Source organism: Azospirillum brasilense (assembly GCF_005222205.1).
Taxonomy (GTDB): Bacteria; Pseudomonadota; Alphaproteobacteria; order Azospirillales; family Azospirillaceae; genus Azospirillum; species Azospirillum brasilense_G.
In genome coordinates this window covers 272328-286085 of sequence record NZ_CP032346.1, presented here as the reverse complement: position 1 = coordinate 286085, position 13758 = coordinate 272328, and the positions used below count along the sequence as shown (strand labels likewise).

Below are 13758 nucleotides of genomic sequence, written 5' to 3'. Positions count from 1 at the left end.
ATCGCCATGCCCGACACCGACACCACCCCAGCCCCGCGTTCCATGCATCCGGTCCTGCTCTGCGCCGATGACTACGGCCTGTCGCCGGGCGTCAACGAGGCCATCCGCGACCTCATCGCCGCCGGGCGCCTGACCGCCACCTCGGCCATGACGCTCTGCCCCTATTGGGCGGAGGGAGCGGCGCCGCTGAAGGAGCTGTCCGACAAGGCCGACGTCGGGCTGCATTTCACCCTGACCGACCAGCCGCCGCTGGGTTCCCTGCCCAGACTGGCGCCGGACGGCAAGCTGCCGCCGCTGGGACGGCTGATGAAGCTGGCCTACAGCGGCGGCCTCGACCCCCAGGAGATCCGGGCGGAGCTGGCCCGTCAGCTTGACGCCTTCGCCGCGGCCTGGGGCGGCCCACCCGCCTACATCGACGGCCACCAGCACGTCCACCAGCTTCCCACCGTGCGCGAGGCGGTCGCCGACGCCCTGTCCGCCCTGCCGGGCGCCTATGTCCGCCTGTGCGGGGAGCCGGTGGGTGCCGTCCTGCGCCGCGGCGTGGCGGTGCCGAAGACTCTGCTGATCGGCGGGCTCGGCGGCGGGCTGGCGCGGCTGGCGCGGGCCCGCGGCATTCCCGCCAACGACCGCTTCGCCGGTGTCTACGACTTCTCCGGACGCCAACCCTTCCCGGACCTCATGGCGCGCTTTCTCGACCGTCCCGCCGGACGGCTGCTGGTGATGGTCCATCCCGGCATCCCGGACGAGGCCCTGCGCCGCGCCGACCCGCTGGTGGACCAGCGCAAGGTGGAGCACGACTATCTGAAGAGCCCGGCCTTCGCCGCCCTGCTCGCCGAGCGGAACATCCGGCTCGCCCGCTTCGCCGGGTTCCCGGCGACCTGACCCCGCTCCGTCCTCCCCTGGCGGCATAGTCCCCGCCGGTCATTCTTGACCATTCCGATTGTTCACACCTACCATGATTACGACACGGTCGGATCGAGGGGGCTCTTCCTGGCGAAGAGACGAACAACACAATCCCCTCGGCAAGAAACGACCCACAAAGGGGATGCGGGATATGCACGACAATGGGACGTCGTCCGGGCCACCGGGCGGACAGGGTTCCAGCGGCTGGGTCGATTTCTGGAACCGGCCCAACGCCATCTACGCGAATCAGCGCAATTTGGAAGCGCATTTCGCCTGCCTGCAGAACGACCTCGACGCCCATCTTCCGGAGGGGGGGACCGTCCTGGATTTCGGCTGTGGCGACGCGCTGGCGGCGGAGGCGATGGCGAAGCGCTGCGAAAACGTCTGGCTGTACGACGCCGCCCCCGCGGTGCGGCAACGCCTGCGCGACCGGCTGTCCGGCCATCCGGGAATCCGGATTCTCGACGACGACGACCTCGCGGCCCTGCCGACGGGCAGCGTCGATCTGGTGCTGGCCGTCTCCGTGCTGCAATACATCCCGCGTGAGGAACTGGACGGCGTCCTCCACCGCTGGCGCCATCTGATCGGGGCGCGGGGGCGCATCCTGATCGCCGACGTGGTGGAACCCGACACGCCGATGCTGCGCGACATCGCCAGCCAGCTCAGCATGGCGCGCCGGCACGGCTTCCTGATGGCGGCGCTGATGGGGCTCGGGCGGATGGCCCTGTCCGACTACCGCCGCATCCGGCGCGAGGCCGGCTTCTCCACCTACACACCGGCGGAGTTGCAGGCCCGGCTGTCCGCCGCCGGGCTGCGGGGCGACCGTCTGGCGAAGAACATCGGCCCGACGCCGCACCGCCATTCCTTCGTCGCCCGCCCTCATGGCGCGACGACCGGCGCTCAGGCGGCGGGCGATCCGGCCTTGAAGGTCCAGTAGCGGTTCGCGCCGAAGCTCCACAGCATCACCAGCGCCGTGGCGGCAAGCTGGGCCGGCAGGTAATGCAGGTCCAGCCGTTGCGCCAAGGCCCACATGATGGCGCTGTTCAGGCACAGCCCCACGGCCGCGACCGCCACGAATTTCGTGGCGGTGGGCAGGTGCTCCTGCTCGCTGCGGAAGACATGGCCGTAGTTCAGCAGGTAGCTGATGACGCCGCCGACGAGAAAACCCGCCGCCGAGGCCAGGACCGGCGGAGCCGCCGTCAGCTCCGACAGGGCGATCAGCACGCCGTAATGGCCGACAGCCGCGGCGCAGCCGACCACCACGAAGAGCAGGAACTGCACCAGCGGTGGATGGGCAGCCCGGTTCCCGGTCAATCCTCGCCGTCCACCCATTCCCTCTGCCGCAGCTTGTAGCGCTGGATCTTGCCGGTCTCGGTCCGCGGCAGCTGCTCCAGGAACTCCACCGCACGGGGGTACTTGTAGGGGGCGATCCGGTCCTTGACGTAGCATTGCAGCCGTTCCGCCAGATCGTCGCTGGGCCGCACGCCGTCGCGGGTGACGATGAAGGCCTTGGGGATGGAGCCGCGCAGCGGATCGGGCGCCGCGATGACCGCGCATTCCTCCACCGCCTCGTGGCCGAGCAGGACGTCCTCCACCTCCAGGCCGGAAATCTTGTAGCCGGCGGAGACGATCAGGTCGTCGGTCCGCGCGTGATACCAGAAATAGCCGTCCTCATCCATGCGGAAGGCGTCGCCGGTCAGGTTCCAGCCGCCCTGCACGTAATTCTCCTGGCGCGGGTCGTCCAGATAGATGCAGCCGGTCGGGCCGCGCACGGCCAGCCGCCCGATCTGGCCGGGGGGCAGCGGGGTCAGGCTGTCGTCGACCACGCGGGCCTCGTATCCCGGCACCACCATCCCGGTGGCGCCGGGCCGGACGGCGCCGGGCGGCGAATGCAGGACGGCGTTCAGCATCTCCGTGGTGCCGAAGCTGTCGAGGATCTCCATCCCCGTCACCGCCTGCCAGCCCTCCAGCGTGGTGGCGGGAAGCGGCTCGCCCGCCGAGACACAGGCGCGCAGCGTGCGCAGCCCCTCGGCCAGGGCCGGGTCCTCCTCGATCCGCGCGGTCATGGCGCGGTAGACGGTCGGCACGGTGAACATCACCGTCGCCTTGTGCCTTGCGGTCACCTCCAGCAGCCGTTCCGGCGTGGCGCGGTCCAGCAGCACGACCGACGCCCCCACCCGCAGCGGGAACAGCAGCATTCCCCCCTGCCCGTAGGCGAAGGCGAGCGACGGCGTGCCGCAGAAGACGTCGTCGCCGCCGGTCTTCAGCAGCGATTGCGGCGACAGGTCGGCCACCGCCAGAAGGTCCCGGTGGAAGTGCGCGGTCGCCTTGGGCTTGCCGGTCGTGCCGGAGGTGAAGGCGATCAGCGCCACGTCGTCGGCGGCGGTGTCCACCGCGGCGAAGTCGGCGTCCGTCTCCTCCAGCCACCCTTCCAGGTCGCCGCCGTTGAAGGTCACGACGGGCATCCCTCCACCCATCGCTTCCGCCGCAGCGTTCAGATCCTTGGCGAAGCGCGCGTCGCACAGCGCCAGCGAAACGGCGGCGCGCTCAATGATGCTCTCCAGCTCCGTCGCGCGCAGCAGCGGCATGGTCGGCACCACCACCGCGCCGGCCTTCAGCACCGCCAACCAGCAGGCGGCCAGCATCGGGGTGTTCGTCCCGCGCACCAGCACCCGGTTGCCCGGAACGATCCCGAACCGCTCGGCCAGCAGCCGGGCGATGCGGTCCACCGTGTCGCGGAACCGGCCATAGCTCCACACGTCGCCGTTGCCGATGACGCAGGGACGCTCGTCCCAGCCGCGCTCCCGCCAGACGTCCAGCAGGGCCGCGGCGGCGTTGAGACGCTCAGGATAGGTGAGTTCGGGGCGGTCGTAGGAGAAATCGGGCATCTGCTCCGGCGGCGGCAGCCGGTCGCGCGTGAAACTGTCGATGTGACCGGACCGAATCATCCCCTGACGCCTCCACCACGCACCGTGTTCTTGAGCTTTCCCAACAAACCCATCAACTGGACCACGTCGCCGTGGGGCATTCCCGCCGTCAGCTCGGCCAGCCAGCGGCGTTGCGCCGCCGCGATGGCCTGCGCCAGGGCGCTGCCTTCGGGAGTGATCCGGACGAACTGCATGCGCCGGTCGTTCGACGCCGCGGCGCGCGTGACCAGCCCGTCCACGGACAGCCGTTCTACAATGCCGGTGACGTTGCCGTTGGTGACCATCATGCGTTTCGACAACTCGCCCATGGTCAGCCCCTCCGGCTGGCGGTCGAGCAGGCTCAGCAGGTCGAAACGCGGCTGGGTGGTGCTGAACTCGTCGCGCAAACGGCTGCGCAGCCGGGCGCCGATCAGAACGGCGCACGCCGAAAGACGCAACCAGAGGCGCATCTCCGGGGAGGCGGCAAGGTCAGCCGCAGCCTCCACATCGACCGACACGTCCCCCTGCGCCTCGGCCGATGTCTCGGCCGCTGCGGTGGCGGGTCCCTTCACGGTCTGTCTCCACTCCCGGTGGGAGGCATCCGCCGCAGCGCCGCCTCTTCTTCGTTCGAAGGCTTACTGTAGTTGGACGCTCGGCCTTTGAGCCATGCAAGGAAAGAATGCTTGGTGCACAAGCAATGATCATCTGCGCAGAGATCGGGCGTTTTTGCCCGACGCGGTCGACCGCTCAGTCGGCGCTCAGATACAGGTCGATTTCGCCCTGCTCCATGACGTGGGCGGTCCCGTGGATGATGCCGTTGGCGACCTGGATGATTCGGTGGATCATAGCGACCGAAGTCTGGCAGTCCACCCGCAGCTTCTCGCCCGCCCCATCCTTGATGTCGACGGACACGCGCTCCAGCGTGTGGCGGACCACCTGATGCGCCTGGGCGATGGTGTCCTCGAACGGCCGCTTGAACTTGGCCGGGACGTGGCCGTACGCCTCGATGGCCAGATCCTTGTCCGAGAAGCCGCTGTCGCGGAAATGTTCCTGGTAGCTCTTGGGTTGCCAGATCAGGCATTCCTCCAGCATGTCCGGCATGTCCGGAATCATCTCGATCAGCATCACGATTTCGTTGAAGTGATTGAGATAATCGGTCGCCAGCAGGGTCTTGTCGGAAATGTTGGTGCCGACCACGCGCTGCCGCCAGGCATGGAAGTCCGCCAGTTCGTCCGGCGCCATGCCATCGGTCACCGGCGGATCGGAAGCGGGCCGATCAGAGTCTGCCGGGTCGAAATCTGGTTCGGTCATACGCGACTCTGGCATGCGCGGCCCTGGCATACGCGGCCCTGGCATACGCGGTTCGACAGGCACGGGTCTGGCGTGACGGTGCCGGGCGGCTTTGACGCCGTTCCACCACCGGTGCGCGACGCCGGGGACAGTCAGTAATATCGCACTCATCCCGGCGCAAGCCCACCGGCGCGGTTTTTTTCGACGCCGTGCAAAAAAAACGCCGCCGGCGCGTCCCCGCTGGGACAGGCGCTGCGGCGGCAGTTCATGGCGGTTCAGGGAGGAATCACACCATTGGCTCACCCAACAACCGCCCCCGGCCGATTGTTCCGCCGCCCTCGCAACTGCAGCGCATCGAACGGCTGAGCGCCATCCCGAGGGGCGTCGCGCCCAAGCGAAGGGGCTAGGACGCATCCCGTACGGCGAGTGGACTTAATCCGATCAAGCTATCCCGAATAACCCTTTCGTCGTCACTCCCGATACGGCGCGAACTGCGCCATATGAACTTAACTTTGTAAGCGTTCGGACGGGAACATTCGGGAAAGTCCGGGAAACGCGGCAGGCAAGCCAGCGCCACTCGGCGGTCCGCACTGGCTGGAGGTACGGGGAAAACGTCATGGATCAGAACACCCGCCACCTGATGGAACATCTGCCTTATCTGCGACGCTACGCGCGGGCCTTGACCGGCACGTCGACGCAGGGGGATGCCCTGGTGACGCGCACGCTGGAATGGTGCCTGGACGGGCCGGGAGGGTCGGCGGCATCGGACCTGTCGCGCGGCTCGCTCTACCGGTACCTGAACCAGTTGCAGGACAGCTCGGGCGCCCGGGCCGGCTCGCCCGGTGGCCATCCGGTCGAAGCGGCGCTGCACAGCCTGGACGAGATGGACCGGCGGCTCTACCTGCTGGTCAACCTGGAGGACCTGCCGGTCGCCGATGCCGCCACCGTTCTGGGCATCGCCCCGGAAGACGCTGTGGAACGGTTGAACTTCGCGCGCGAGCGGGTGCGGTCGAAGCTGACGGCGACGATCCTGATCGTCGAGGACGACGCCATCATCGCCTTCGATCTGGCGGAGACGGTGCGCGGCATGGGCCACACCGTCTGCGGCAACGCCGCCACCATGGACGAGGCGCTGACTTTGGCGTCCCGCCACTCCCCGACGCTGGCGCTGATGGACATCCGTCTGGCCGAGGGCGACAACGGGATCGAGGTGGCGCGGGAACTCCGCCGCAAGCGCTTCCTGCCGGTGATCTTCGTCACCGCCTTCCCCAACGAACTGGCCAAGCAGGGGCTGGAGCATCTCGGCCCGGTGATCCCCAAGCCTTTCACCCGCGAGCAGATCGAACAGGCGATCACCCGCGCGGTCTTCACCCCCCACCCCGAGGAAGCCTCGCTCGCCATGAAGCACTGAGCTTCCACGGAGGGATGGGCAGGGCCAGCCGGCCCTGCTCGACGACCGTCTTACTTGAAGACGACCGTGCGCCCGCCGTTCAGCAGGACGCGGTGTTCGACGTGGTAGCGGACCGCCCGAGCCAGCACGATGTTCTCGATGTCGCGCCCGATGGCCACCAGGTCGTCGGGCGTCATCGTGTGGTCGACGCGCTCCGCCTCCTGCTCGATGATCGGCCCCTCGTCCAGGTTCGAGGTGACGTAGTGGGCGGTGGCGCCGATCAGCTTCACGCCGCGGGCGTGCGCCTGGTGGTACGGCTTGGCGCCCTTGAAGCTGGGCAGGAAGGAATGGTGGATGTTGATGACCCGCCCGGCCATCCGCTCGCACAGGGCCGGCGACAGCACCTGCATGTAGCGGGCGAGCACGACCAGATCGACCTTCTCCTGCTCCGCGATCTCCAGCAGCCTGGCCTCCTGCTGGGCCTTGGTGTCGCTGGTCAGCGGCAGGTAATGGAAGGGAATGTTGTGCCACGCCGCGAGCTGGTAGAAGTCGCGGTGGTTGGAGACGATGGCCGGAATCTCGATCGGCAGATAGCCGGTGCGGTAGCGGTAGAGCAGGTCGTTCAGGCAATGCCCGAACTTCGAGACCATGATCAGCACCCGCTGGCGCCGCCCGGCGTCGTGCAGCTTCCAGGTCATGCCGAAGCGTTCGGCCACCTGCTCGGCGAAGGCCGCCTGAAGCTCCGCCTGCGACGGCCCCGACGGCTCGGCGGAGAAATGGATGCGCAGGAAGAACAGATTGGTCCCGCGGTCGCCGAACTGCGCGCTGTCGATGATGTTGCACGACCGCTCGGCCAGGAAGCCCGACACGGCGTAGACGATGCCCACGGCGTCGGGGCACGAGACGGTGAGGATGTATTCAGAAGCGGTGCCGGACATGCGCGCCTACCGTTGCGACCTGGAATCGAGGGCGGATTCCCTAGCACGATCGTCGGCGGGATGCATCGTGCAATGTGGGAATACCGGAACGCCCTTCCGGCAGCATTTGGTAAGGATTCCCATGCGATGATGCACCGTTTCGGCATCGGGCCGACCGCGGAGGCGAGCTAGCGGAGGCGAACCATGGGCATGGGCGGCAAGATCATCGGCGAATACGCCAAGGGCAAGGTTGACAAGCTGCTGACGCCGGAAGCGGCGGAAAGCACCTCGCGGCACCGGATCATGCACTTCCTGGAAAACATGGAAGCGGCGGTTCTGGAGGCGAACTGCGAGGTGATGGGGCGCGAGCTGCCCAACCTCGACCAAACCTCCTTCCTGCGCATGGCCGTGCGGGTGGCGGAGCTGCGGGCGGACTACCTGCGCGCCGGGCTGAAGGTGGCGGATCACCGGCACCCCAACGCCGCCGCCATCGAGGAGCTGGCCCGCGTCCGCCGCGCCTACGAGGAGATGCAGGCGGTCTTCGAGGCGGCGGAACGGGTGATCGAGCGGGGGTACGTGAAGCTGGGATAAGCGCGCCTCACCCAGCGTCACGGTCTGGTCGAATCCGCGGCGTCAGGCGTCCATGCCGGGGTGACGGTAGACCATCGGTCCCGGCCCGCCCTCCTCGCCGTTCTTCTCCGGAAGCTGCGGCTGCGGCAGGGCGTAGAATTTCGGCTTGTTGGGATCCAGCGTCTTCTCGAAGGGCAAGGTCATCGCCATGCCGGACCGGTTCCTCTCCGCCTCGCGCATCGCCTGCTGGAGCTGTTCGGCCAGCTTCTGGTCCCAGGCCAGCTTGTAATAGCGCGGCTCGGCCCCGCCCTCCAGCTGGAGCCACAGGTAGATCCCCTGCCCCTCCTTGATCTGCGCGCCCAGGATGGTGGCCTGGGCGGTGGCGCTCTGCGCCCATTCCATGCGGACCGGCTTCGGCTTGCTCAGCAGGTCGGCCATGCCGGCGTAGGCGACGGGCATGAAGCCGATGGAAACGGCGACCGCCGACACCTTCACCCACAGCCGGCGCGGCGCCCAGATGGCGATGGTGGCGAGCGTGGCGGCCAGGGCGACCGCGGCAACCTGGAAGTCGAGCAGTTGGGTCATGATTTCCTCCCGCTGCGCAGGGGCTTGTAGAGGCTGTGCACGCTGTCGCCGACCAGTTCGCCGGACTCCGTCAGCTTGAAGCGGAAGACGGTCAGTTCCTGCCCTTCCCGGTCGAGCTGGACGGTGGTGGCGAGGAGCTGGCGGGCGTTGTCGCCGTCCGGCCGCTTGGCGCTGACCACCACGGTGACCGGGACCGGGAAGACCACCGCCTTGTTGCGGTAGAGGTGCAGGTTCACCGCGTATTCGCCGGGCGGAATGCCGCGGCTGTAGCTGGCCTCGTAGTTCAGCTTCGTCGGGTCGGCGTTGCGGCCGAGATCGTCGCGCAGCAGGTTGAAGATCACGCCGGACTTGTTGGAGTAGCCGACCGGCACGTCGCCCGGCGCCTCCACCCACAGGTCCACGTCGGCGTCCAGCTCGTCGGGCCAGCGGGCCTCGACCATGACGTTGCCGGGTGCCGCGACGCCCGCCGTGTCGGCCTGCTTGGCCTCGGGCCGGATGTGGGGAAGCAGCAGGATGACCACCGCCACGAAGCCGCAGAGCGCCAGCGTGATGACGTCGCGGAAGACGGTGCCGGCGTCGTCCTCCTCGAACTGGTCAAGGGCCTGCATGGCGTTCCCCCACGGCGACGATCTCGGTGATCAGGTTCACCGTGGCGCCCGACAGCAGGCCGATGTTGATGTTCAGCCAGATGTTCAGGACGCCGCCGACCAGCGTGGTGTAGAGCGCGACGGCCATCCCCTCGATCAGCTTCGACACCATCGGGCCGATGGCGGCGATGTCGCCGGCCTTCTCCGGGTCGACGCCCGACAGGGCCATGATGAAGCCGATGACGGTACCGATCAGCCCGAGGATCACCAGGGTCGAGGAGATCTGCCGCACCGTGCCGATGCGCGCCGACAGCTTGAATTTCAGGGACGACGCGGCGATCGACCGCGCACCGGAATCCCGCCCGCGGACCTCCGCCAGATAGCGCGCGGCGCGCGACGGGACGGAGGGATCGAATTCCTTGGCGCGGTTCAGTTCGCGGCTGGTGCGCAGGATGCGCTGCGCCGACAGCCCCAGCCCGGCCAGGAAGACCAGGAAGATCAGCAGGCAGAGATGCGTGCTGTCGGTGGCGACGATGGGGTCGATCAGCCCTTCCGCCCAGGCGGCGGCGAGAAGGGCGAAACCGGCGGCGTTGACCACCGCGAAGCGCAGAAGCAGCAGGTAGCGTTGCGACACCAGCGACAGGCCGGCGGTCAGTTGGCCGCCGCGGCGGCGGCGCACGGTGGGCACGTGGGAATGAACGGGGACGTTCTGGGCGTCATCGGCCATGGCGTCCGAAACAGCGTCCGACATCGGGCAGCCCTCCATCCAGGGAGCAGGGAGCGTTCGGACTGGCACTCCGCAACCGGCGTGCCAGCGGTTCGTCATCGGTCTCGCCCAATCCCGCAGCCCGCCGCCCCGGTCCGTTCATGTGCTTGGCCGGATGGGATAAATCGCCCCTGTGACAAACAGGCTACCTCGGAAGTCTGCACGGCGCCATCGCAGCCCCCATTGCTTTGGATCAACGGTTTCCACGATTTCGCGTCACACCATGATTAAATTCTGGTCAAAGCCCAGGACGGCACCCGATCGCTGCTCATGAAATAAGCATGTTTATGCTGCAACGCAGCATGACAGTGGTGCGTCGCCACAGGCACCGAAAAACCGTCGCGAATACAGAAAACCCCTTCCCCGCCATTGCGGGAAAGGGGCTTGCGGACTGATTCGTTCGTATTCGTTGAATCAAACGTCGCGATAATGTTCCAGTTCGCGCCGCAGGTCGGTGACCTCGCGCTGCAGCGCAACCACCCGGCCGACGTCGGGAGCCGTGCGGCGCTCTTCCTTTTCGAGTTCGTCTTCGACCTCGCGCTGCTCCTGCCGGATGATGTTGAACAAGGCTTTCCTCAACATCGCCACCTCCCGAGCTTATTTCTAAAATTTTAGCGCTTTCAGCCATCATCATCAAGGAATTCTTGGAAAGAGTCGAATCTTCATAGGGTGGCGGCGCCCTCCATGACGGCTTGGCCGCGACAATTGGCGGAGCTAACCCGGCCGGCCTTGACAACCCTTTTGCGCGTCCCCATTGGTTAACGCTCACACCTTGGGCTCAACCTCAGGCCTGTTCGGGCCGGACGCCGCCTTTCCGATCGCGCTCAGGACTTTTGGTTTCGGCGGCCCCAACTCCTTGCGGAATCAGGGGCGAATGGAACGCAGACGTCTTCTCCAGCTGGCGCTGACCGTCCCCCTCGCCGGGGCCGGCGCCTTGCTGTTCCCGCACGCCGCGGGCGCCCAGGCCAAGCCCCGCCCGGCGGCGCGGCCGCGCATGGTGGTGCTCGACCCCGGCCACGGCGGCATCGACCCGGGCGCCATCGGTGCCCGGGGCACCCAGGAAAAGGAAATCACCCTGCACATCGCGCAGGAGGTCGGGCGCCTCCTGTCACGGCAGCACAAGCTGGGCGTGACGCTGACCCGCGACGGCGACCGCTTCCTGGCGCTGGGCGAGCGGGTGGACGCCGCGCGCGCGGCGCGGGCCGACCTGTTCGTGTCCATCCACGCCGACAGCGCGCCCAACCGCGAGGCCCGCGGCCTGTCGGCCTACACCCTGTCCGAAAAAAGCTCCGACTCCTTCGCCGCGGCGCTGGCGCGCAAGGAGAACGCCGTGGACCGGCTGGGCGGCGTCGACGTCAAGGACGCCAAGAAGGCCGTCAAGGAGATCCTGCTCGACCTGACGGCGCGCCACACCAAGCACGCGGCGCTGGTGGCCCGGCACGCCATCGTGAAGGGGGCCGGCAAGGACATGCCGCTGCTCGACAACCCGATGCGCTCGGCCAACTTCGCGGTGCTCAAGGCGCCGGACGTCCCGTCCGTCCTGCTGGAAACCGGCTTCCTGTCGAATCCGAAGGACGAGGCGATCCTGCGCGACCCCAAGGCGCGGCAGAGGATCGCCCGCGTTCTCGCGCGCGAAATCGCCGGGCTGGTGACGCGCGCTCCCTTCGCCTAGCCCGGATCCCTTCGCGCTCGCAGCGAGTGAAACATTCGTGCATCACCCCGGGACAAAACCACGATGAAGCCGAACACCGCCAAGATTACCCATTGCCAACGCACCTGCGGCATGACTTTTTCCGCCCGCCCGCTCTTTCGGCGGGCCGGGGATCGGAGGCAGAGCGTGTCGGGGTTTGGCCGCCTTTGGGCGCTGGTCGGGATGGCCGCTGTGGCGGGCCTTGCGTCTGGCTGCGCGCCCGTCGTGCTGGGCGCCGCCGGGGGCACCGCCGTCGTCGCGGCCAGCGAGCACCGGGGCCTGTCCGGCTTCGCCTCGGACACCGAGATCAAGGCGCGCATCAATCACCTGTGGTTCCAGCACTCGCTGGAGATGCACAGCCGGATCGGCCTGACGGTCGACCAGGGCCGCGTGCTGCTGACCGGCCGCGCCACCGACGCCCAGATGCGCCTCGACGCCGTGCGCCTGTGCTGGCAGGTGGAGGGCGTCAAGGAAGTCATCAACGAGATCCAGGTGGACACCGACTCGGGCATCATGGACAGCGCCCGCGACACCTGGATCACCACGCAGCTGCGCACCAAGCTGACGTTCGATTCACAAATTCATAGCCAGAATTTCAGCATCGATACCGTCAACGGCGTCGTCTATCTCATGGGTCTGGCCACCCACCAGGGCGAGCTCGACCGCGTGATCGAGCACGCCCGCACGCTGCCGAACGTCCAGCGTGTCGTCAACTACGCCCGCGTCCTCTAGCGCACCAGGGTCTCCGCACCGCCATGGCCATCCTGCCCGCCCCCGCCCGCCGTCTTGCCGCCTCCGCCGCCATGAGCCTGTTCATGGCGCTGGCGGCGTTCACCGTGGCGGCGGGGGGCGCCGGCACCCCGGCGATGGCGCAGCAGCAGCAGCCGCAACCCGACCAGGGGCCGGCCAACCGCCTGTTCGTCCAGGCGATGCAGATGATCCGGCAGGCGGACAACACCTACGACATCGCCGAGGAAAGCCGCTTCCTGAAGGAGGCGGACCGGCTGCTGAACGAGATTGTCGTCAAGTATCCGGACAGCGCGCTGGCCGTCCAGCTCGTCACCAACCAATTCGTCGGCGACTTCGACTTCTTCGAATTCCGCTCGCGCATCCGTTCGCTGGTCTGCAACGAGCCGATGACCTCGCTGTGCTTCCTGCACCGGGTGGCCGAGATGCTGCCCCCGGTGGAGACGCCGATCACCGCCGCCCGCTGGGACTGGCTGTCGCTGGCCGTCGCCTACAACACCATCGGCGACACCGCGCGGGCCAAGGAGATCATCGCCCCCTTCGTCAGCGCGGTGCGCCGCGGGGCGGCGTCCGACGGGGCCGGCCAGGACCTGTTCGTCGCCCGCGCGCTCGCCCTGATGGGGCAGAACCAGCTCGCGCTCGACATCACCCGGCAGATCCCGGAATGCTCGACGCGCATCTACAACCTCGCCGACATCGCCAAGGCGGCGGCGTGGCGCGGCGACATGGCGCTGGCCGGCCAGCTCGCCGAGGAGGCCAAGGCCTACGCCACCGCCCGCAACTGCAGCTGGGAGCTGGGTCTGGTCGCCCAGACTCTGCTGCGCGCCGGCAAGGAGGGCGCGGCCCGCACCCTGTTCCTGAACACGGTGGAGACGCAGTTCTCCAAGTTCCGCGAGACCAAGACCGACTGCTGCCCGCCGGAGCTGGCCGTCGCCGCGTCCGAGCTGGGCGACACCAATCTGGCGCTGGGCCTGCTGCGCACCGTGCAGGACGAGAATCCCTGGACGATCCCGGCGGTGCTGGGCCGCATCGCCCGCCGTTCCGACGCCTCGGTCGCGCTGTCCTACGCCGAGCAGGTGCAGGACCTCGACATCCGCGGCGAGGCCCTGGCCGAGCTGATCGAGGCGGCGCTGAAGCGCGGCGACCCGACCAGCGCCAACGAGCTGATGAAGCGGCTGACCCGTCTGGTGGACGACTCCGCCGGGCGCCGCCCCGGCCTGCTCGCCCAGAAGGCCAAGGCGGAGAAGGTGATGTACGGCGACGACCGCTGGCGCAAGAGCTTCCAGGGCTCGCTCAACGCCGCGGACCGGGCGAGCAACTTCGTCCGCCGCGACATCGGCGCCCCGCTGCTCGCCGCGCTGGTGCGGATCGAGACCGGCCTGCCGATGCTCGACTGAGGCCGGCTTG

16 protein-coding genes are annotated in these 13758 nt (G+C 68.1%); 7 read left to right on the top strand and 9 right to left on the bottom strand.

Features of this window, described 5'->3' with window-relative positions; all coding sequences use genetic code 11:
* Window positions 1-6 precede the first annotated feature (6 nt).
* A complete protein-coding gene (locus tag D3869_RS15350) occupies window positions 7-882 on the top strand; it encodes a ChbG/HpnK family deacetylase (RefSeq protein WP_137140870.1) in 876 nt (291 codons plus the stop codon).
* Window positions 883-1054: 172 nt separating this feature from the next.
* Complete coding sequence (locus D3869_RS15345) at window positions 1055-1840, top strand: class I SAM-dependent methyltransferase (RefSeq protein WP_137140869.1); 786 nt, start codon at window positions 1055-1057, stop codon at window positions 1838-1840.
* Here the strand turns inward: D3869_RS15345 and D3869_RS15340 are convergent.
* The 4 genes from D3869_RS15340 to D3869_RS15325 all read right to left on the bottom strand — a co-directional run bounded on the left by D3869_RS15340 (window position 1804) and on the right by D3869_RS15325 (window position 5120).
* On the bottom strand, window positions 1804-2217 hold the full coding sequence (locus D3869_RS15340; protein ID WP_137140868.1) for a GtrA family protein: 414 nt from the start codon (window positions 2215-2217) through the stop codon (window positions 1804-1806). The genes D3869_RS15345 and D3869_RS15340 overlap by 37 nt on opposite strands.
* Complete coding sequence (locus tag D3869_RS15335) at window positions 2214-3851, bottom strand: AMP-binding protein (protein WP_137140867.1); 1638 nt, start codon at window positions 3849-3851, stop codon at window positions 2214-2216. Before D3869_RS15335 ends, D3869_RS15340 begins: the two co-directional genes overlap by 4 nt.
* Window positions 3848-4381 carry a MarR family winged helix-turn-helix transcriptional regulator gene (locus D3869_RS15330; RefSeq protein ID WP_137140866.1) on the bottom strand — a complete coding sequence of 178 codons (534 nt, stop codon included), beginning with the start codon at window positions 4379-4381 and terminating at the stop codon, window positions 3848-3850. Before D3869_RS15330 ends, D3869_RS15335 begins: the two co-directional genes overlap by 4 nt.
* Window positions 4382-4556: 175 nt before the next feature.
* Complete coding sequence (locus D3869_RS15325; protein ID WP_137140865.1) at window positions 4557-5120, bottom strand: hypothetical protein; 564 nt, start codon at window positions 5118-5120, stop codon at window positions 4557-4559.
* A gap of 595 nt (window positions 5121-5715) precedes the next feature.
* On the opposite strand from D3869_RS15325, the gene D3869_RS15320 reads away from it, so the two are divergent.
* Window positions 5716-6510, top strand: a complete 795-nt coding sequence (locus tag D3869_RS15320; protein ID WP_137140864.1) for a response regulator — start codon at window positions 5716-5718, stop codon at window positions 6508-6510.
* A 50-nt stretch (window positions 6511-6560) separates the two neighbouring features.
* On the opposite strand, the gene purU is transcribed toward D3869_RS15320, so the two are convergent.
* The gene (gene purU, locus D3869_RS15315; RefSeq protein ID WP_137140863.1) at window positions 6561-7427 is read right to left on the bottom strand and encodes a formyltetrahydrofolate deformylase; all 867 of its coding nucleotides are present in this window, start codon (window positions 7425-7427) and stop codon (window positions 6561-6563) included.
* 183 nt (window positions 7428-7610) lie between these two features.
* Here purU and D3869_RS15310 point away from each other — a divergent pair, with 183 nt between their 5' ends.
* A complete protein-coding gene (locus D3869_RS15310) occupies window positions 7611-7997 on the top strand; it encodes a hypothetical protein (RefSeq protein ID WP_051658221.1) in 387 nt (128 codons plus the stop codon).
* A 42-nt stretch (window positions 7998-8039) separates the two neighbouring features.
* On the opposite strand, the gene D3869_RS15305 is transcribed toward D3869_RS15310, so the two are convergent.
* The 4 genes from D3869_RS15305 to D3869_RS33095 all read right to left on the bottom strand — a co-directional run bounded on the left by D3869_RS15305 (window position 8040) and on the right by D3869_RS33095 (window position 10481).
* Complete coding sequence (locus tag D3869_RS15305; RefSeq protein WP_137140862.1) at window positions 8040-8561, bottom strand: hypothetical protein; 522 nt, start codon at window positions 8559-8561, stop codon at window positions 8040-8042.
* Window positions 8558-9169 (bottom strand): hypothetical protein, encoded by a 612-nt coding sequence (locus tag D3869_RS15300; RefSeq protein WP_137140861.1) that lies wholly within the window; start codon window positions 9167-9169, stop codon window positions 8558-8560. The genes D3869_RS15305 and D3869_RS15300 overlap by 4 nt, the downstream gene beginning before the upstream one ends.
* Complete coding sequence (locus D3869_RS33795) at window positions 9156-9899, bottom strand: MotA/TolQ/ExbB proton channel family protein (RefSeq protein WP_247895864.1); 744 nt, start codon at window positions 9897-9899, stop codon at window positions 9156-9158. Before D3869_RS33795 ends, D3869_RS15300 begins: the two co-directional genes overlap by 14 nt.
* Before the next feature lie 429 nt (window positions 9900-10328).
* Window positions 10329-10481 carry a hypothetical protein gene (locus D3869_RS33095; RefSeq protein ID WP_158282581.1) on the bottom strand — a complete coding sequence of 51 codons (153 nt, stop codon included), beginning with the start codon at window positions 10479-10481 and terminating at the stop codon, window positions 10329-10331.
* A gap of 307 nt (window positions 10482-10788) precedes the next feature.
* On the opposite strand from D3869_RS33095, the gene D3869_RS15290 reads away from it, so the two are divergent.
* From D3869_RS15290 to D3869_RS15280, 3 genes are all read left to right on the top strand, one after another.
* On the top strand, window positions 10789-11586 hold the full coding sequence (locus tag D3869_RS15290) for an N-acetylmuramoyl-L-alanine amidase family protein (protein ID WP_137140860.1): 798 nt from the start codon (window positions 10789-10791) through the stop codon (window positions 11584-11586).
* A gap of 165 nt (window positions 11587-11751) precedes the next feature.
* Window positions 11752-12336: a BON domain-containing protein gene (locus D3869_RS15285; protein ID WP_035679005.1), complete on the top strand. Its 585-nt coding sequence runs from the start codon at window positions 11752-11754 to the stop codon at window positions 12334-12336.
* Window positions 12337-12359: 23 nt separating this feature from the next.
* Window positions 12360-13748 carry a hypothetical protein gene (locus D3869_RS15280; RefSeq protein WP_137140859.1) on the top strand — a complete coding sequence of 463 codons (1389 nt, stop codon included), beginning with the start codon at window positions 12360-12362 and terminating at the stop codon, window positions 13746-13748.
* Window positions 13749-13758: the final 10 nt, after the last annotated feature.

Coding starts and splice junctions, on each gene's coding strand:
- D3869_RS15350 (WP_137140870.1), top strand. CDS start 7: ATGCCCGACACCGACACCACCCCAGCCCCGCGTTCCATGCATCCGGTC.
- D3869_RS15345 (WP_137140869.1), top strand. CDS start 1,055: ATGCACGACAATGGGACGTCGTCCGGGCCACCGGGCGGACAGGGTTCC.
- D3869_RS15335 (WP_137140867.1), bottom strand. CDS start 3,851: ATGATTCGGTCCGGTCACATCGACAGTTTCACGCGCGACCGGCTGCCG.
- D3869_RS15325 (WP_137140865.1), bottom strand. CDS start 5,120: ATGACCGAACCAGATTTCGACCCGGCAGACTCTGATCGGCCCGCTTCC.
- D3869_RS15320 (WP_137140864.1), top strand. CDS start 5,716: ATGGATCAGAACACCCGCCACCTGATGGAACATCTGCCTTATCTGCGA.
- purU (WP_137140863.1), bottom strand. CDS start 7,427: ATGTCCGGCACCGCTTCTGAATACATCCTCACCGTCTCGTGCCCCGAC.
- D3869_RS15310 (WP_051658221.1), top strand. CDS start 7,611: ATGGGCATGGGCGGCAAGATCATCGGCGAATACGCCAAGGGCAAGGTT.
- D3869_RS15305 (WP_137140862.1), bottom strand. CDS start 8,561: ATGACCCAACTGCTCGACTTCCAGGTTGCCGCGGTCGCCCTGGCCGCC.
- D3869_RS15300 (WP_137140861.1), bottom strand. CDS start 9,169: ATGCAGGCCCTTGACCAGTTCGAGGAGGACGACGCCGGCACCGTCTTC.
- D3869_RS33795 (WP_247895864.1), bottom strand. CDS start 9,899: ATGTCGGACGCTGTTTCGGACGCCATGGCCGATGACGCCCAGAACGTC.
- D3869_RS15290 (WP_137140860.1), top strand. CDS start 10,789: ATGGAACGCAGACGTCTTCTCCAGCTGGCGCTGACCGTCCCCCTCGCC.
- D3869_RS15280 (WP_137140859.1), top strand. CDS start 12,360: ATGGCCATCCTGCCCGCCCCCGCCCGCCGTCTTGCCGCCTCCGCCGCC.